Origin of the sequence: Streptomyces sp. NPDC051561 (assembly GCF_044454195.1) — a bacterium.
In the GTDB taxonomy this organism is placed as follows: Bacteria; Actinomycetota; Actinomycetes; order Streptomycetales; family Streptomycetaceae; genus Streptomyces.
In genome coordinates this window covers 321,945-340,703 of the sequence record NZ_JBITDM010000006.1, presented here as the reverse complement: position 1 = coordinate 340,703, position 18,759 = coordinate 321,945, and the positions used below count along the sequence as shown (strand labels likewise).

Here is an 18,759-nt window from a genome sequence, read left to right as displayed (position 1 = left end):
CTCCCGTGCGTGTTCTCGCGAGGAAACTCGCGAGAAATACGGTCCGGGAGGGGGTTGCTCAGGGGTTTGGCGCACTAAAAGACGCCGACGGTCAAAGTTACGGGACCTTGCCCGGCCCGGTCAAACCGGGCTGGGGGCGGTGCCCGGTTGTCCAGTGGACTCGCCGATCGACTTCACCAGGGTGCTGTAGGCGTCCCTGATGCCGTCCTCGGAGAGGTCCAGGTGTTCCAGGATGGTGAAGCGTCCCGGGCGGGTCTGCGGTGCGTACGTCACTGCCTGGACGAATTCGTCGACGGTGAAGCCGATGTCGCCGGGCAGCACCGGCAGCTCGTGCCGGCGCAGTACGTCCGCGAACAGCCCGGCCTCCTCGTGCGCCCCGCGCAGGTGCATCGCGAAGACCGCGCCGATGCCGACCTGCTCGCCGTGCAGCGCGGAGCGCTCCGGGAACAGCAGGTCGAAGGCGTGGCTGATCTCGTGGCAGGCGCCCGACGAGGGCCGGGTGTCGCCGCTGATCGACATGGAGATGCCGGACAGGACGAGCGCCTCGGAGAGCACGGTGAGGAACGCGTCCTGGGTGACGTTGCCGGGGTGGCGCAGCACGGCTTCACCGGCCTGCCGCGCCATGGCCGCCGCGAGCCCGTCCACCTTCTCGCCGTTGACCCGGTGGGACAGCTCCCAGTCGGCCACCGCCGAGATGTTGGACAGTGCGTCGCCGATTCCCGAGCGTACGAAACGGGCCGGCGCCTCGCGGATGACGTCGAGGTCGATGAGCATCGCGATCGGCGTGGGGACGCCGTACGAGCCGCGCCCGTTGTCGTTGTCCAGGATGGACACCGGGGAGCACAGGCCGTCGTGCGACAGGTTCGTCGCGACGGCGACCATGGGCAGGCCGATCCGCGCCGCCGCGTACTTCGCGACGTCGATGATCTTGCCGCCGCCGAGGCCGACCACGGCGTCGTACCGTTTGCGGCCCTTCATCTCCTCGGCGAGCGCGACCGCCGCGTCGATGGTGCCGGCGGTGACCGGGTACCAGTCGGCGTCGGGCAGGACGGGTGCCAGTTTCTCCTTCAGCACCCGTCCCGACCCGCCGCTGATGGCGATGGCCAGCTTGCCCGAGCCGGAGATCCGCTGGTCCGCCAGGAGGCCGGCGAGATCGTCCAGGGCGCCCCTGGAGATGTCGACGGCCACCGGCGAGGGGATCAGCCGAGTCAGTACAGGCACGCGATTTCCCGGCCCTTGGCCAGGTCGTCGTGGTTGTCGATCTCGACCCACTTGAGGTCGCCGATCGGGGCCACGTCGATGCGCAGACCGCGGTTGACGAGCTCCTGGTAGCCGTCCTCGTAGTAGAGGTCGGGGTCCCGCTCGAAGGTGGTCCGCAGCGCGTCGGCGAGGGCCTCGGCGGCCTCCGGCTCGATCAGCGTGACGCCGATGTACTCGCCGGATGCGGTCGACGGGTCCATCAGCTTGGTGATCTTCTGCACCGCGCCGGACTCGTCGGTGATGACCTTCATCTCCTCGTCGGCGAGGTTCTTCACCGTGTCGAGGGCGAGGATGATCTGCTGGCCCTTGCCGCGCGCGGCGAGCAGGGTCTCCTCGACGGACACCGGGTGCACGGTGTCGCCGTTGGCGAGGATGACGCCCTGCTTGAGGACCTCACGGGCGCACCACAGGGAGTAGGCGTTGTTCCACTCCTCGGCCTTGTCGTTGTCGATGAGCGTGAGCTTCACGCCGTACTTCGACTCCAGCTCGGCCTGGCGGGCGTAGACGGCTTCCTTGCGGTAGCCGACGACGATCGCGACCTCGGTCAGGCCGACCTTGGCGAAGTTGCCCAGGGTGAGGTCCAGGACGGTGGTCTCGCCGTCGACGGGGACGAGCGCCTTGGGCAGCGTGTCGGTGTAGGGACGCAGACGCCGTCCGGCGCCGGCCGCCAGTACCAGGCCGATCATGAGGTTCTCCTTCGAGCAGGTCGAGCGGGGGTGGTGCGGTGGTGGTGCGGTGGTGGAAAAGGGAGGGGAAGACAGACCTGTTGAGGTCTACATCTCCTCCGCGACGTAGCCGCGCAGCCACGACTTGAAGTCCGGGCCCAGGTCCTCGCGCTCGGCGGCGAGGCGGACGATGGCCTTCAGGTAGTCGCCGCGGTCGCCGGTGTCGTAGCGGCGGCCCTTGAAGACGACGCCGTGCACCGGGCCGCCGACCTTCTCGTCGGCCGCCATCGTCTGGAGTGCGTCGGTGAGCTGGATCTCGTTGCCGCGCCCGGGGGCGGTGTGGCGCAGGACGTCGAAGACCGCCGGGTCCAGGACGTAACGGCCGATGATCGCCAGGTTGCTGGGGGCCTCCGCGGTGGCGGGCTTCTCGACCAGGCCGGTGATCTTCACGACGTCGCCGTCGGCGGTGGTCTCGACGGCCGCGCAGCCGTACAGGTGGATCTGCTCCGGGTCGACCTCCATCAGCGCGACGACGCTGCCGCCGTACGTCTGCTGAACCTCGACCATGCGGGCGAGCAGCGGGTCGCGGGGGTCGATCAGGTCGTCGCCGAGGAGGACGGCGAACGCCTCGTTGCCGACGTGCGGGGCGGCGCACAGGACGGCGTGGCCGAGGCCGCGCGGGTCGCCCTGGCGGACGTAGTGCATGGTCGCGAGGTCGCTGGACTCCTGCACCCGGGCGAGGCGGTCGGCGTCACCCTTCTTGGTGAGGGCGGACTCCAGTTCGTAGTTGCGGTCGAAGTGGTCTTCGAGAGCGCGCTTGTTACGACCGGTGATCATGAGTACGTCGGAGAGTCCCGCCCCGGCCGCTTCCTCGACCACGTACTGGATGGCCGGCTTGTCGACGACCGGCAGCATCTCCTTGGGCGTCGCCTTGGTGGCGGGAAGGAAGCGGGTGCCGAGTCCCGCGGCCGGGATGACGGCCTTACGTATGGGACGGGGGGTGGCGTTGTTGCTCATGGGATTACGAACTCTCCGTCGTTCAGGGACATTTCGCGGCCGTCCGGCCTGAGGGGCGGTTGGGCCTGAGGGGTACGGAAAAGCAAGTGGTGCTCCAGGACCCCTGTGATGCCCGCGGACACCGAGGTGGCCAGCGCCTTGGTTCGGGCACTGGCCACCCCGGTTCCGGCCTGGACCGGACTCCGCAGATCACACGGGTACTGCTGGTACCGCTGGTGCTGCTCGGTTACCGCTGGTGCTGCTCGGTGCGTCAGTCCTGCGCGGGAGCGGTCACGGACGGCGTGGACTGCTCCGCCGCGGCCGTCTTCTTCGCGGTCTTCTTCGCCGCCGTCTTGGAAGCCGTCTTGGTGGCGGTCTTCTTCGCTGCGGTCTTCTTGGCCGTCGTCGTCTTCTTGGCGGCGGCCTTCTTCGCCGGTGCGGCCTTCTTGGCGGCGGTCTTGCGTGCCGTCTTCTTGGCCGGTGCCGGAGCTTGGTCACCCTCGGGTGCCGCTGCCTCGGCGGCGGTGTCCGCCTCGGCAGTCGGGGCCGGCGCCGGCGTGGACTCCACGACGAGCACAGCAGCCTCGACCGACCCGGCGGGCGAACCCGCGGGTGCGGTCGCCTTACGGGTCGCCCTGCGGCGGGCCCGCGGCGGAGCGGCCTCGGCGGGTGCCTCGACCGGCGCCTGGGCCGGGGCCTCGGCGGGTGCGTCGGCCGGCGCTTCGGCAGCCACCGGCTCAGCAGCCTTGACCTCGGCGGACCCGGCAGCCGGAGCCGCCTCCTCCACCACGGTCACCGCGGCGGCGGGCGCCTCGGCACTCTTCGGCGAACCGGCCGGGGCCGACGCCTTGCGAGTGGCCCGGCGACGACCGCGCGGCGCGGCCACCACGGCCTCGGCCCCGACGGCCTCCGCGGGCCGGACGGCCTCGGCAACCTCGGCGACAACCTCAACAGCCTCGACCGGAGCAGGAGTGTCGACGACCGCGGCCGCCTCGACCACTGCCACCGGCTCGGCCTCGGCCGCCTCGGCACCCCTCCCCTTCATCGGCGACGCGTGCTCGATGTAGTCGGCAGGCGAGGTCTTGCCGCGCGGCGCACCGGCCGGGGCCGACGCCTTGCGGGAGCGACGACGCCCACGGCCACCGCGCGATGCGGCCGCCTCGGCCTCGAAGGCGCTGCTGTACAGGTCCTCGTCCGGTACGAACTCGGGCGACGGCAGCGCGATCGGCGCGGCCACCTCCGCGGCGACCTCCGCCTCGGTCTCGTGCGCGTCCTCGTCCTGACCGTGGTCATGGTCGTGGGCGTGCTCGTGCTCGTGACCCTGTTCCTGGTCGCCTCCGTTGCCGCCCTTGCCGCGCTTCTTCGCACGCTTGGAGCCGCCGCCCCCGCCGGTGGCGGTGGGCTGCTCCATGTGGACGATGACGCCGCGCCCGTTGCAGTGGACGCAGGTCTCGGAGAAGGACTCCAGGAGGCCCTGGCCGACCCGCTTGCGGGTCATCTGGACCAGACCCAGCGAGGTGACCTCGGCCACCTGGTGCTTGGTGCGGTCACGGCCCAGGCACTCCAGGAGACGCCTGAGCACCAGGTCCCGGTTGTTCTCCAGGACCATGTCGATGAAGTCGATGACGACGATGCCGCCGAGGTCGCGCAGCCGCAGCTGTCGCACGATCTCCTCGGCCGCTTCGAGGTTGTTCTTCGTGACGGTCTCTTCGAGGTTGCCGCCCTGACCGGTGAACTTCCCGGTGTTGACGTCGACGACGATCATCGCCTCGGTCTTGTCGATCACCAGCGAACCGCCGGACGGCAGGTAGACCTTGCGGTCCAGCGCCTTCATCAGCTGCTCGTCGATGCGGTACGTCGCGAAGACGTCGACCTCGGAGGTCCAGCGCTTCAGCCGGTCCGTGAGGTCCGGGGCGACATGGGCGACGTAACCGTAGATCGTCTCCCACGCCTCGTCACCGCTGACGATGACCTTGGAGAAGTCCTCGTTGAAGATGTCGCGGACGACGCGGACGGTCATGTCCGGCTCGCCGTAGAGCAGCGTCGGCGCGTTGGTCGCCGTGTTGCTCTTCGCCTTCTTCTGGATGTCCTCCCACTGGGCCTGCAGACGCTCGACGTCGCGGCGCAGTTCGTCCTCGCTCGCGCCCTCGGCGGCCGTGCGCACGATGACGCCGGCGTCCTCGGGGACGATCTTCTTGAGGATGGTCTTCAGCCGGGCGCGCTCGGTGTCCGGGAGCTTGCGGCTGATGCCGGTCATCGAGCCCTCGGGGACGTACACGAGGTAACGGCCCGGCAGCGAGACCTGGCTGGTCAGACGCGCACCCTTGTGGCCGATCGGGTCCTTGGTGACCTGCACCAGGACCGACTGGCCGGACTTGAGGGCGGTCTCGATGCGGCGCGGCCCGTGGGCCATGCCGAGCGCCTCGAAGTTGACCTCACCGGCGTACAGGACGGCGTTGCGGCCCTTGCCGATGTCGATGAACGCGGCCTCCATGGACGGGAGGACGTTCTGCACCTTGCCGAGGTAGACGTTGCCGACGTAGGACGTCGACTGCTCCTTGTTGACGTAGTGCTCGACCAGGATGTTGTCCTCAAGGACGCCGATCTGGGTGCGCTCGCCGTTCTGGCGGACGACCATGACGCGCTCGACGGCCTCGCGGCGGGCCAGGAACTCGGCCTCGGTGATGATCGGGACGCGGCGGCGGCCCTGCTCGCGGCCCTCGCGGCGACGCTGCTTCTTGGCCTCCATACGGGTCGAGCCCTTGATGGACTGGACCTCGTCGAAGCCGGTGCCGGGCTCGCGCTCGGCGGCGGCCTCCTTCTTGCGGGGCTCGCGGACCTTGACGACGGTGCGCTCGGGGTCGTCGGAGCCACCGTTCACGGCCTCGTCGTGGCCCGAGTCACCGCTGCGACGGCGACGGCGACGGCGACGGCGGCTGCTGGAGGAGCCACCGCCCTGGTGCTCGTCGTCGTGGTCGTCGGAGTCGTCCTCATCGGACTCCTGAGCGGCGGCGGGCTGCTCGGCGGAGTCGTCCTGGGGGTCGTTGTCGTGCTCGTCGAGGGGCTCGCCCCGGCGACGGCGGCGGCCACCGCGACGGCGACGGCGCGCCCTGCGGTCGTCGGCGTCCTCGGACTCCTCGTGGCTCTCGTGGCCCTGCTCGGAGTCCTCGTCGGCCTCCTCCTGCACGGCCTCTTCCGGTACGGGGGCCTCGTGGCGGCGCGGCTGCGCGTCCTCGGCCTGCTCGCCGCGGCGGCGACGGCGACGTCGGCCGCCGGACTGCGCGGGCTCGGCGGCCTCCTGGACCGGAGCCTCGACGACCGACTCGGTCTCCTCGTCCTCCTCCGGCTCCTCGACCGGCGCGACCGCGGCCATGGCGGCGGTCTCCGGCGTCTGGAACATCGGCTCGGAGAACACCGGCGCCTGGAACACGGCGACGGCCGGACGCTCGGCCCGACGGCGCGAACGCGGCGCGGGGGCCTCGTCCTTCTTCTTCGCGGAACCCGCGGAGGGCGTCTCCGGCTCGGCAGCGGCGGCCGGCTCGGCGGTGAACTTCGGGGTGGCGGCCGGACGGCTCGCCCGGCGACGGTTGCGCCCACGCGGCGCCTCGTCCTCGGTCTGCGCGGGTTCGGTCTGCGCGGGTTCGGCCTGTACGACCGGCTCCGCGACGGCGACGGCCGGCTCGGCCACGATCTCCTCGGCGGCGGCCGGGGCACCCGCCGGAGCAGTGGCCTTGCGCACGGCACGACGACGCGAGCGCGGCGCCGGAGCGGCCGCTTCTTCCTCCGTCTGCGTGACGGCGACGGGCTCGGCCGTCTGCGCTGCGGCGTCGGATTCGACCGGAGCCTCCACGGCGGCCGGTGCCTCCGCGACGACCTCGGCGGCCGGAGCGGGCGAGCCCGCCGGGGCGGTCGCCTTCCGGGTCGCCCGACGACGGGCACGCGGCGCCGGAGCGGCCGGCTCCTCGTCCCGGGGCGCTTCTTCCCGTACGGCGACGGGCTCGGCCGGTGCCTCGGCCGGAGCCACAGCTTCCGCGGCCACGGCCTCCACAGCCGGAGCGGCCGTCTTGCGCACCGCGCGACGGCGGGCGCGCGGCGCCGGGGTCTCCTCGGCGGCCGGGGCCTCCACGGCCTCGGCGGCGGGCTCGGCCACCGGAGCGGCCTCGGCGGCGGGCGCACCCGCCGGGGCGGTCGCCTTGCGCGAAGCCCGGCGACGTACCGGAGCAGCGCTCTCGGCGGCCGGCGCCTCCTCGGCGGGGGCGGCCGCCTCTGCCTCCGCGGGCGCACCCGCGGGTGCCGTCGCCTTGCGTACCGCACGACGGCGGGTACGCGGCGCCGGGGTCTCCTCGGCGGCCGGGGCCTCCACGGCCTCAGCCGCCGCGGTCGCGGGGGCAGCGCTCCCGGTGGCGGCGCTCTCGGCGACCGGTGCGGGCGAGCCCGCCGGGGCGGTCGCCTTGCGCACCGCACGGCGGCGCGGGCGCGCCGGGGCGGCCGGCTCTTCGTTGGTGCTGTTCGTCTGGTCAGTGGTGTCGCTCACGGCACCCTCTCCGGCCGGTATGGCCGGAGCCGCGGCCTCTACGGTCTTGGCGGCATCCGACGGGTCCGGCTGGTCCTGCTGCGGGGTCGCGCCGGGGGGCCCGGCGGGACGCGAGGCCGCGCGGCGCCTGCGGCGCGGCGGCAGTGTGTCGCTGGGCGAAGCGTTCTTCTCGGCCTCAGCGGGTTCGATCGGCTCAAGCATGCGGGGTTCTCCCGTCACGCTCCCGGGCGCCGCGCCTGAATCCGGTCCGGCCGCGGCCCTCGCGCAGTGATGCGCGGGGCCACCGTCCGGGGCGCGGGCGCCGCACGGGAGCTGTTGTCCAACTCGCCGGTTCCGTCTGCCTCATGGCATGCGGCCTGGCGAAAGTCCGGTTAGGTGCGCGTCCCGACCCAGGTGGCTCCCGGGTGCCAGGGCTGCGCGGTGACGGCCGTCCTCAGGCGGAACCGGAACCTTCCGGCGCCTTCGCGGTGGCGGGTGCGGGGGCTGTGGTAGAGCCTGCCGTCGCCGCCTCGCGGTCGGGCGCGAGCGGGTCGGTCACCGTTCCGGACTCCTCGTCGAGAAGCCCCTGCGCCAGCCTGGTCACCGCTGCGGGGACCGGCGGCGCGAGGTCGGCCACAGCGTGGAGACCGGAAAGGACGTCGTCGGGTCGTACGGCGGGTGTCATGTGCCGCACTACCAGCCGCAGTATCGCACAGGGCTCCGCCACCGGCCTATCGCCGGCGTCCTGTGCGTCCGCCGCGGGGACCGCTGTCATCTCGACGACGGCCTCGCGGGCGTCGAAGCTGCGCATGCCGTTCTTGGTGCGCCGCTGGACCTCGACGGTCTCGGCGGCCAGGAAGACGTCCACGGCCCTGGCCGCTTCCTCCTCCGTGACGCCGCCCAGGCGAAGCTCCCAGACGGAGGCGGTCAGCCGGTCGGCGAGCCCCGACGTACGGGACTCGACGGCGTCGATGATGTCGAGGCCGTCGGGCATCGACTCGTCGAGCAGTCGGCGCAGTGGCGCGGGGTCGCGGTGCGCGGTGAGGGCGATCTCCAGGTACTCGGCCTCGGAGCCGGTGCCGGTGGGGGCCGCGTTGGCGTAGCTGACCTTGGGGTGCGGGGTGAAGCCGGCCGAGTACGCCATGGGCACCTCGGCTCGGCGCAGGGCCCGCTCGAAGGCGCGCTGGAAGTCACGGTGGCTGGTGAACCGGAGGCGGCCGCGCTTGGTGTAGCGCAGTCGGATGCGCTGCACCGCCGGTGCGGGCGGCGGGCCTTCGGGCTGTCGCTTGCCCAGTGGTTCTTCTCCTCGGTGCGGGGCGGCGCGTCTTCCGCGCGCCCACAGGCCTGTGGGTGACCCCGTGCGGCTCTCGATTCCGTCCGGTTCACCCCTGCGGTAGTGCTCCGCTGGGAGATCTCGGGTCCGGGTGCCGCGCCGGGGGCAGTCGTTGTACTACCCAGAGTACGCGCCGGGGGCGCGCATGGTTCCCGGGTGGGTGGCGGGGGCTCGCGTTGGGTGGCGTGCTGACGTGTGGATACGTGGTCAGGCTTCCTTGACCAGGGCCGGCTTGGTGGCCGGTTCCACCACCGGGGCCGCCTCCGCCGACGCCATCGGTGCCAACGTCGCCACCCGCGCCGGCTGCTGCGGGGCCGGCGCCGGGGCCCCGCCCACCAGGCTTCGCCAGGCGTCCTTGCGTGCGGCCCGCAGCGAGGCGCGGGCCTCACGGAGGGCGGCGCGGGCCGACTGCCGCGCCGCACGGACGGCTTCACGGGCCGTGCGGCCCGCCGTACGGACGGCCCGGCCCGTGCCGGCGACCGCTCGCCCGAAGGGGCGCAGGACGCCGTCGCGCAGCCAGTGCCCGACCGGGGTGAGCACGCTCCGGTAGACGCCGCGCACCGGGCGGCCGAGCGCATTCCACAACACCCACTTCACGCCCCGCCCCAGCGCCCGGGACACATACCCGGCGACCTGCCAGCAGATCTTCAGCGCGGCCACCAACTCCTTGCCCAGCCAGACCAAGGGCCCCACCAGCAGCGTCCGCACACACCACGCCACGGCACGTCCGAAGCCCCGTACCGCCCACGAGATGCCACGCCCGACGGGAGCGAGCACCTGGCGGTACGTCCACACCAGCGGCGCCACGATCAACGTCCGCCCGCACCACCTCAGAGCGGCCCACACTCCCCGCGCCCCGGCCGCGATCCCGGCCGCGAGGTTCCGCGCCAGCCACCACAGCCCATGCCCCACCGGGGTCAGCACGTACCGGTACACAGCCCTCACCGGCAGCACCAGCAACGTCGCCACGCACCACACCACGGCCGCCCACACACCCCGCGCGGCGACGGCGATCCCGGCGCCCAGGTTCCGCGCCAGCCACCGCAGCCCGTGCCCCACCGGGGTCAGCACCGTGCCGTAGAGCCACACCACCGGTGTGACTCCGAGGGTCATGACGATCCACACGACCCCGGCCCACAGCCCGCGCCCGAGTGCCGCGATCCCGGCCCCGAGGTTCCGTGCGAGCCACCGCAGCCCCCGCCCGAGCGGGCTCAGCAGGCTGGCGTAGAGCCATCCGGCGGCGGGTGCGACCACATGCCGCCACAGTGCCGCCCACGGAGTGACGAAGAGGGCGCGGGCGAGCCACCGCGTCCCGTGTCCCACGGGTGTGAGCAGCGTCTCGTAGATCCACTTGGGGAAGTCGGCGAACACGGCCCGGCCCAGCGCGGGCACTCCCCGCCGCAGCAGTTCCACACCGCCGCGCAGCACGTCCCACACCACTCGTACGGGGATGACGACGACCAGGACCACGAGGCGCACCGGGATCCTGATGAACGCGGTCAGACAGCCTTCCTGGTACGCCGGGGGCTGCCCCTGCCGCTCGGGCTGCTGCGGTGGCCGCTTCTCAAGATCCATCCCGGTCCTCCCCGTTGTTTCCCGCGCCGCTTCCCCTCCAGGACGCGTCAGCGGTCCGTTCGGATCCCGTACCGGGGTGTTCACTGCGGCGTGGCTGCGGCGAAGGCCCGGCCCGGGGTGTCGCCCCGGGCCGGGCCCTGTGTCAGCTTTCGTACCGCAGGCGCTACTTGACCACGCTCAGCGGGAGGAGTTTCTTGCCGGTCGGGCCGATCTGGATGCTGGTGTCCATCTGCGGGCATATGGACACAGCCCTAAATCTATCTACCGTCTTGTGCCATGGGAAAACGAACGCGAACGCGCACCGCAGCGGACCAGCAGAAGTACGGCGTCGAGACCGAGTGGACAGCGGCAGATCTGCGCCTCTTGGAGGAACTGAAGGAGGCTGAAGCACTCTTACCCGACGACTCACCCCGGGTGCTGATCTCTGTACGGCTGTCGGTACTGACCGACGACACCACCTCTCCCGTCCGGCAGGAACTCGACCTCCGTGTGTTGGCGAGGGAGCGTGGTTGGCGCGTGGTGGGAGTTGCCAGCGACCTCAACGTATCCGCCACGAAGGTCCCGCCGTGGAAGAGGAAAGAGCTGGGCGACTGGCTGAACAACCGGGTACCGGAATTCGACGTACTGCTCTTCTGGAAGCTGGACCGCTTCGTACGTCGCCTCACCGACCTCAGCACCATGATCGATTGGAGCCTGAAGTACAGGAAGAACCTGGTCTCCAAGAACGACTTGATCGACCTGACCACCACGGCCGGGAAGATCATGGTCACGATCATCGGCGGTATCGCCGAGATCGAGGCCGCAAACACCAGCACCCGCGTGACAAGCCTCTGGGACTACACCAAGACTCAGAGTGAGTGGCTGGTGGGCAAGCCCGCCTACGGCTTCATGACTGCACGGGACGAGAACGGCAAGGTCGCACTTGTCCACGACCCGGACGCAGTCAAGGCGCTGCGTTGGTGCCGGAAGGCGGCGATGCGGAACCGTCGCGCTTCTGCAAGGCGCATGGCCAAGGTCCTCATTCGCGCTGGACTCTGCGGCCCAAGCCTGACGGCCGCCACGCTGCTGCGTCGGCTCAGGAACCCGGCCCTCATGGGCTACCGGGTAGAAGAGGACAAGAACGGCGGGGTACGCCGGTCCAGGGTCGTGCTGGGGAGCGACGGCAGGCCGATCAGGGTTGCCCCCGGTGTCTTCACAGATGAAGAGTTCGATGATCTTCAGGTTGCCCTGGACCGTCAGTCGAAGAAGCAGCCGACCCGCACGCCCGGCGGGGCAACCAAGTTCCTCGGTGTGCTCATCTGCGATGACTGCGAGACGAACATGACCGTGCAGAACACGACGACCAAAGGCCGCGAGTACTCGTATCTGCGGTGCAACGAGTGCCCGGGAGGTGGGCAAGGAGCCCCCAACCCATCGGACATTGACAGCAAGCTGGTGGGCGAAGTTCTGCGCGTACTGGGCCAGGAGCCCGTCATGACACGCGAGTACCGCCAGGGCGCGGAGGCCCGCAGGGAGCGGAAGCGGTTGGAGGAATCCGTCAGCTACTACATGAAGGAACTGGAACCCGGCGGGCGCTTCGTGAAGACCCGGTTCACCAAGGAGCAGGCGGAGAAGACCTTGGACAAGCTTATGGCGGAGTTGGAAGCCGTGACGCCGGAGTCCACCGAAGACCGCTGGGAAGCCGTACACAACGGCAAGACGTTCCGGGAACGCTGGCACGAAGGAGGCGCCGAAGCCATGGCTGCTGATCTTCGCCGTGTCGGCGTAGTCGCCAGGATCAAGCGAACCAAGGTGCCCAAGGTAAGGGCCCCCCGTATCCACATGAAGGTACAGATTCCAAAAGACGTGCGAAGCCGCCTTGTGATCACACAGGATGATTTCAAGGAAGTTTTCTAGCTCGCACGAACCGCACAGATGAAGCCGCCCACCCTGCCGATAGGGGGGCGGCTTCATTCGTCACCACCAGACCATAAGTCGAAATCGAAAGGCTCCTCCTCTCCGTCTTCCGACACAATCACAACCTCACATTCGATCACGCACTTAGAGCCGTTCCTAACGCCCGCATTAAACCCCGCTTCTGCCTCCCGCTTCTGTTCCGTTGGAATACACGCCCCCTCCCGCTTCAACGAGCGTGCGCAGGATTCATATATCCCGCTTGAGGTCTCGAATGACAGCTAGATCCTGCGCCACACCCCGCGCTATCTCGTCTTCCCCCGGCGAATACCCGGAGCCCACGTAACGCCAGGACGCATAAGACTCGGACGCCACTTCTTCATTAGATGGGTTCCTGAAATCCTCCCGAGCTTTTCTCAATGCCTTGTAGGTGGTTGAATACCCCCGGGACTTCGTTAAAACGTGCCCTCGGTAGCCGAGCGCATGAGCCCATTCACTGAGCCGCAGGGCCTCAAGGCCGGGAGCACTCCCGAGACGCTGGCAAGCAGCCATCAAGGCGCGCACATGAGGGGTTACGGGGAGCAATTCGAGTTCCTCCGCCGACTTCACAGCATGGTCTACACCGCCCACTCCAGAGACGCTCTTTGTTACATACTTTGCGACATATGAAGCAACGGCGGCACCGTCGTATCCGTCCCCTTTCTCAATACTGTGAACATCCATTTGATTACCCCAGTGAATACAATGTTCTCCTGTCGCCATTGAGTATGGAGTTTGCATTTCAGTCCTACGAACGGAAACCGTGAGAGCCGAAGTCAAGGATTCAGATGCAATCCACACTGGAGGAGCCTGACCGAATGCGGAAGGCCCGTCAGCGCGTATGATCGCATGGAAGTGTATTGCCCCCCTCTTTTGGTATTCGGCAACTTTCGCATAGCTCAACGTCAGATGATCCCTGAGGCGTGCTTTTGGAATTCCCTGCACCCTTGCACATTCTCTATACATGTTGCGTATGGTGCGGTTCCAGAGTTCGCCGGATAGTGAGTTCCACAAGGCGTGGCCACTGTAGTCATACGAGTGAGCGTGAATCGGTTGCCCTACCAAGCTTTCTCCCTCCGCGTGTTCAGCCAGGCAAGCGCATTTGGTATCGCCGTTAGAGAGTCGATGGACAGCACCGAAGGAAGGGGCTGTTAGCGTGACAAAGACCATGGGATTCGCAGATACCTCAATGGGCACCCCTTTGCCACCCATGAGCCCTGATCGAATTAGGTGAAAGCTGTCGCCGGCGAAGACGTATGAGCAGGGCTGACACCGTTCGTGGCGACGGTTTCCACAACGGATCAAAATACGTTCTCCCGGTTCAGACGCCGTATCAAAGTCGGCTATTACCGCACCAGTACGTGGATCAACTTTGGTAGTCCGCCCGGACAAATGAATAGGATGCGAGCAGCCGCCAGTGCGGCGTACCTGCGTGAGCCATCTTTCGAAATTGGGATCTTGTGCCAGCCGGATCAAATCGCGGTCAACTTCAGAGATGAGGAGAAAGCGCCCCGTCCCGCTGAGAACGGAGCGCTGCCCCTCAGAGTCCGACTTCACTTCAACCTATGACCTTTCGTCGCGATGGACTCTGTAGCAACGGCATCGCCTGAAACGCCCCCCGATCGTCCGCCAGCGGATCCGCCGACAGGCCGGGCATCGGAAACTTGAAATCATGAATCCCCCTAAGCGACCAGCCTTCGCACCACCCAATCAACCATTCCGCCGATCATGTAGACGGCTGGAGTGAGAGCCAGGTAGAAACCGAACAGGCCGATAAGAACTGCGACCCACCAAGGGACTTCACGTGACCGCACAAGCAGCACCGTGATAATCCCGAAGACAACGACCAGGGACAGCGAAGCCGCACTATCCACTCTCAGCCTCCCTTGTGGGTCGCCGATTAAGAGCATTCAGCCAAGGTGCTTGATCGCGATTACGTTCCGAATACTCACGTGCTTGATCGGGAGTGATGAGGTGAGAGCGTGCCCGAATCCAGGCCCCTCCAGAAGTGGTTACCGCGACGCCCTGTTCTGTCTCGGTGATCAACTGCGCGACTGCCACAGCATCCGGGGCCAGGTCGCCTAGGGTCATTTGGGCCGTCGCCTCATCGTTCACGCGGTGGCAGACACGCCCACCGAGCTGTGCGCGAAGGGCAGTTGCGCCAGGCCCCAAGTCCGATCCGAACCGTTGTGCCGACACGATCAGATAGATGCCCAATGCCGCTCCGAGTTGCGCAATACGCAAGAGGAGGTTGGAGCACTCCACTGATTCCTTACGGTCCGACAGGGAAGCCCCCGCAAGGAAGAGTTCGGCGATTTCGTCCACCACGACGACAATTGGTGTCGGGCGTTCATCGTCGTCGAGGTCCCAAATGGATCGGACGCCCGCAGCACGGCATTGGAAAGTTCGGTCCTTCAATTCTGTGATCAGGGCCGATAACAGCTCGATGGCTTCCTGCCTGTTGGTAGCCAGCGCGGACAGCCGACGGCTGAAGAGGCCAAGTTCCATCCCGCCCTTGCAGTCGATTCCAACCAAGGCAATTCGCTGCGAGCCCAGTTCGGTAACGAGTGCCGCCAAGAGCGTCGACTTTCCGGATTGCGTGGCGCCGGTGATCAGCCAATGCGGGATCTTCCGAAGGTCGATGACCCAGGCCGCGCCGTCGGCCAGCCGACCCACCACGGCCGCCAGGAGCCGGGGGGCGGGGAATCGGCGCCATGTTTCGCTTTCCTCGAAGGGATCACGAGCGGTAGCGATGATCAGGATCTCTCCGCGCTGAGGTGAGATCACCCGCACCGAGTGCACGCGCCAGGCGTGCGCGAACGCCTCAGCGGCCACCAGGAACTCCAGGGGGGTTTGCCCGGGGTGAAGCCGCACCCGGACGCTGAAGCCCAGCGACGAGACCCGTAGCAGGCCGAGGCGCGGCGGTATGGGGCGGATGGCAGTGCTGCGAATCATCGAATGCCGCCCAATCGCTGCGTACTTGGGCCGGTGTGAGACCGCAAGGTCGAGGTGTTGGCACAGTCGCCGCCAGCTCCACCGGACGCGACACAGCGCCAGCGGGAAGCCCAGGAGGTACCAGGCCCACGGGCCGCCCTGGCGCCGCCCGAACCAACGCTTGGCCGAGGGCTCCCACCACCACTGGGTGAGAAGGCCGACGCAGAGCAGTGCGGAGGCAACCCACACCACGGCGATCCAGTTCACAACACGCCTCCTTGCTGATCTACGGCGAACATCATCGGCTCGCCGGCCTTCACTCGTGCAACGACGAATTGGGCTATCTCCGTTGCTTCCGCAGCGTCCACCGCGAGACGCTCCAGGGAGACCAGCCGAGTGCCGGGGCTCAAGGGCGTTCGATCGAGGACGCCAGCAATAGCCGCTAACCCTTGGAGCCGCTCCAGCAGGGCGATCCAGTCCCAATCAGGCATCGGTGTCATGCGCGCTCACCCTCCGACTTGGGGCGTGCGGACGGAGACGGGGGCGGCGGCGGAGAGGCCGGAAGGATGGCGGAGGCACGGAAGGACACTCCGCTACGCCCGCCGATTTCCCAGTGCATGGCAATGAGGTCACTCACGGTGATGCGTGCGCCTTCAGTGATTCCGGTCGGTTCGCCGGTCACCGCGACGTCGATCACGTCAGCGCGCCGGGTTGCCTGCTGGCGCACTGAGACGCCGACTACGAAGATCGTGACGCCGTCCTGGTCGGTTCTGACCTGTCCCGTCTCCTGGTTAATTCTCGGCTCGGGCGGTACCACGCACATGAGGGTTCCCAGGCGCGCGGCGTCCACGGGTATCTGTTTCACGGGTTGCCTTGTCTTTCGTGTCGGGTAGCTGTGGATTCGCAACTGCAATCATTGAAGGCTCGATCATGGATCACGTCATTCCGGGTTGGCAAGGGGTCCGCGCGAAGGGATTTCATGAGTCCAACTGACCGTCAGGCAGGTCAAGTTGGGGGTGCATCTCGACCCCACGCGCGTAGGCCGGGTGTCGGGCGCTCCGAGTTGCCTGCCAGCGCGGTAAGCGCCGCTACTTGCCCTGCGAAGTGGCGCCCGGTCTCCGGCTGGTGAGCGCACGCCGAGCCGTCCCGTGCGCCATCGGAGGGGCTGAGGGCTCCGGCCGTGAACACGGAGCCTGTCTAGAGTTTCTCTACTTACTCAAGGCGCGCCTACGGCGCGCGCGGTCGAGCCGTCCGGCCAGGCTGCGGCGTGCCGCCGGTCCTGGCCGGACGCTCGCCCGCTCACCGCCGAGTCGGCCCGAGCAGGGCGAGGCTCCCAGGCCCGGAACACGTGCCTGCCCCGGCAGCTACCTGATGCACGTGGCAGCATGCCGCCGCGCGACAGCCTTCACCGACCCGATACCGGGTACGAAGCGGTCCAACCGGCAGCCGGAGCAAGTGATCCACTTCCGGCCCCGGCTGTCTTCCTCGATGCTGACCACTCCGCGCCCCCGAGTCGGCAAGGAGTCCACAATGTTCCGCCTCATGCCTCCCCCTCTCTCATCCGGCTTTCACGGTGGCATGGGGCGGGCGGCGGAGCGAGCCTTTAGGCAGCCACCATGGGGCGAGCCTCTAAGGACAGGGGGCCAATCGGTCGCAACCACCGGGCAGGCAGCCGCCCGCCCGATTCGCCGCAGCAGCGTAAGGCCCCCTGTCCTCTCGCCCCATGGCAGCTCCCGCCCAAAGGCCCGCCCCACCGCCCGCGTGGGCATGCGCGCGCCCCACACACTGAGGCACAAAAGACTATTGCAACAGCAAAGTCAGCTGCGCCGGCTCAGCCTCAGGATCAAGGCCGAGTCTCGGGTGTGGCCGTAGCGGTCGCGTCCCCGCCATGAAGTGGTAGGGGCGCGACCTGGTGGAGTGAGCCGGATCTACCGACGCAGGTAACTCTTGTGCACGTAGCCGCGCACGAACTTGGGCAACCCGCTTGCACTGCGAGTCATCAAGGTGACGCCGTACCAGTCGCGCTCGGGCTCCGACGATGCGAACTGTTCGTTCACAAAGACCTTGTCGCCCCTGTACAGGAGCCCCTTGACGTACCCGCGCTTGCGCGGCTCAGACCTCAGGCGCAAGCCATCCACGGCCACCCGAGCACTCTCACCATGCCGAATCGTCGCAGTGGAACCAGCCGATCGGGCCTCAAACGCGCCAGCACCGGAGGCGCCGAGCAGACCCACGAACAGACCAATCAACGTGATCACGACAGCCGCTTTCACGCTTCGAATCCTCAACATAACTAACCTCTCGACATGTATCTGACGCACCGTCAGGATGAGCGGTACGTGCCGTGCGAGACATGACGATCCAGTTTGCGATTGCAAATGTCAAGGTCTTCGGTGGCATCGATGCGCAGCGAGAAGCCCCACCAGGCCGCCGCTTGGTGGGGCTTTCCTTCGGTGAACGCGGAAGCCCCGCACGGCACTTGGGCCGCGCGGGGCGTTTCGCTGTCTGGGTTCGGGCGATGCGTCTACCTTCGCGGACGCATCACCATGTGGTCGGGGCTCGGTCCGGGGGTGAGGTTCGGTGCGCAGTCGGGGCAGCCGTAGAGGGTCGTTCCGGGGCCGCTTGTGCTCTGAATCCACCGGATCGGGACCGGGGCTTCAGTGAGCCGGTGGCACCCGATGCAGAGTGCGAGTTCAACTTCGGGCAGCCCCTTGGGGTCGGCATCCCACCGTTGGTCGAAAGCGTTCTCGTGGTCACCCTGGTGGCCGTGGTCGAGCGTGCAGGCGAGGGCCACAAGCTCGGGCGGCAGGGTTGACGTTGCCTGACACATCCCGGTCACCGCGCACCGACCGATTCCGACGACCGCAACGGCTCAGACGAGGGCACGGCCACCGGCACGGCGGACAGCTCATAAACGGTCGTGTCATCCCGCGCCATGAAGCGGATGCGCTGTCCATGGTCGAGACCCGCTACCGCCCCGGATTGCCGTATCACGTCCGCGCACCAGTCGCGTAGGGCTGTGGGAGCGTCTGGCACCCCCGGCGACACGACGTAGAGCGCTGCGGGAGGCACCGCGCTGCACTCGGGCTCAGGGTCCAACCGGTCTGCGATCCACCGCGCGTAGCCCCGGAGCCAGTGACAAGCCAGGGCAGGCGAGTACGCCCGATACTCTCCCAACGCGACTTCCACGGGCTCACCGTTCGCCGAGCCGTGAGCGATGACGGTGCACAGGATGCCGCCGGACTGAACGGGTAAGCGGGGCCGCATCACGGCGTGCCACCCGGTCTCGTCGGGACCACAGTTCCCGCCCATCCGTCCATCGGGGCAGTCATCGCGTAGTCATGAAAGGCCCGCCGGAAGCGCTGGTGCCCGGTCTCCCGCGTGTGGGCGACCTGCCACCCTTCCACCGGTCCCGGCTCATGGTGACGACCAGACGTCGCCCCGCAGTCGATTTCGTCCCCAGAGACGCATTCAGCTTCGTACTCGGGCTCAGCCAACGGGTCTTGCACCACGGTGTACGGCACGAACCGCATGACGCTGCGGGTACTCAT

Annotated in this window: 13 protein-coding genes; 2 read left to right on the top strand and 11 right to left on the bottom strand. The window is 68.3% G+C overall.

Annotated elements, in window-relative coordinates; genetic code table 11:
• Window positions 1-120 precede the first annotated feature (120 nt).
• The 6 genes from ACIA73_RS17370 to ACIA73_RS17345 form a co-directional block, all read right to left on the bottom strand.
• A complete protein-coding gene (locus ACIA73_RS17370) occupies window positions 121-1,221 on the bottom strand; it encodes an iron-containing alcohol dehydrogenase family protein (protein WP_399439371.1) in 1,101 nt (366 codons plus the stop codon).
• Window positions 1,209-1,946, bottom strand: a complete 738-nt coding sequence (locus ACIA73_RS17365; protein WP_399439369.1) for a sugar phosphate nucleotidyltransferase — start codon at window positions 1,944-1,946, stop codon at window positions 1,209-1,211. The genes ACIA73_RS17370 and ACIA73_RS17365 overlap by 13 nt, the downstream gene beginning before the upstream one ends.
• A gap of 87 nt (window positions 1,947-2,033) precedes the next feature.
• Window positions 2,034-2,942, bottom strand: coding sequence for a UTP--glucose-1-phosphate uridylyltransferase GalU (galU, locus tag ACIA73_RS17360; protein WP_399439368.1), 909 nt, complete (start codon window positions 2,940-2,942; stop codon window positions 2,034-2,036).
• Window positions 2,943-3,192: 250 nt separating this feature from the next.
• Window positions 3,193-7,656, bottom strand: coding sequence for an Rne/Rng family ribonuclease (locus ACIA73_RS17355; RefSeq protein ID WP_399439367.1), 4,464 nt, complete (start codon window positions 7,654-7,656; stop codon window positions 3,193-3,195).
• A gap of 232 nt (window positions 7,657-7,888) precedes the next feature.
• Window positions 7,889-8,686, bottom strand: a complete 798-nt coding sequence (locus tag ACIA73_RS17350) for a TIGR03936 family radical SAM-associated protein (protein WP_399439366.1) — start codon at window positions 8,684-8,686, stop codon at window positions 7,889-7,891.
• A 288-nt stretch (window positions 8,687-8,974) separates the two neighbouring features.
• Window positions 8,975-10,342: a hypothetical protein gene (locus ACIA73_RS17345; protein ID WP_399439365.1), complete on the bottom strand. Its 1,368-nt coding sequence runs from the start codon at window positions 10,340-10,342 to the stop codon at window positions 8,975-8,977.
• A 276-nt stretch (window positions 10,343-10,618) separates the two neighbouring features.
• Between ACIA73_RS17345 and ACIA73_RS17340 the strand changes: the two genes are divergently transcribed.
• Window positions 10,619-12,238, top strand: coding sequence for a recombinase family protein (locus ACIA73_RS17340; protein ID WP_399439364.1), 1,620 nt, complete (start codon window positions 10,619-10,621; stop codon window positions 12,236-12,238).
• Window positions 12,239-12,484: 246 nt separating this feature from the next.
• Here the strand turns inward: ACIA73_RS17340 and ACIA73_RS17335 are convergent, their stop codons facing one another.
• The 5 genes from ACIA73_RS17335 to ACIA73_RS17315 all read right to left on the bottom strand — a co-directional run bounded on the left by ACIA73_RS17335 (window position 12,485) and on the right by ACIA73_RS17315 (window position 17,481).
• Window positions 12,485-13,831, bottom strand: a complete 1,347-nt coding sequence (locus tag ACIA73_RS17335) for a replication initiator (RefSeq protein WP_399439363.1) — start codon at window positions 13,829-13,831, stop codon at window positions 12,485-12,487.
• A 309-nt stretch (window positions 13,832-14,140) separates the two neighbouring features.
• Window positions 14,141-15,475 carry an FtsK/SpoIIIE domain-containing protein gene (locus ACIA73_RS17330; RefSeq protein ID WP_399439361.1) on the bottom strand — a complete coding sequence of 445 codons (1,335 nt, stop codon included), beginning with the start codon at window positions 15,473-15,475 and terminating at the stop codon, window positions 14,141-14,143.
• Window positions 15,472-15,708 carry a hypothetical protein gene (locus ACIA73_RS17325; protein ID WP_399439360.1) on the bottom strand — a complete coding sequence of 79 codons (237 nt, stop codon included), beginning with the start codon at window positions 15,706-15,708 and terminating at the stop codon, window positions 15,472-15,474. Before ACIA73_RS17325 ends, ACIA73_RS17330 begins: the two co-directional genes overlap by 4 nt.
• A complete protein-coding gene (locus ACIA73_RS17320) occupies window positions 15,705-16,073 on the bottom strand; it encodes a hypothetical protein (RefSeq protein ID WP_399439358.1) in 369 nt (122 codons plus the stop codon). The genes ACIA73_RS17325 and ACIA73_RS17320 overlap by 4 nt, the downstream gene beginning before the upstream one ends.
• A gap of 1,063 nt (window positions 16,074-17,136) precedes the next feature.
• Complete coding sequence (locus tag ACIA73_RS17315; protein ID WP_399439357.1) at window positions 17,137-17,481, bottom strand: SH3 domain-containing protein; 345 nt, start codon at window positions 17,479-17,481, stop codon at window positions 17,137-17,139.
• A 395-nt stretch (window positions 17,482-17,876) separates the two neighbouring features.
• Between ACIA73_RS17315 and ACIA73_RS17310 the strand changes: the two genes are divergently transcribed.
• Window positions 17,877-18,023 carry a hypothetical protein gene (locus tag ACIA73_RS17310; protein WP_399439356.1) on the top strand — a complete coding sequence of 49 codons (147 nt, stop codon included), beginning with the start codon at window positions 17,877-17,879 and terminating at the stop codon, window positions 18,021-18,023.
• Window positions 18,024-18,759 lie beyond the last annotated feature (736 nt).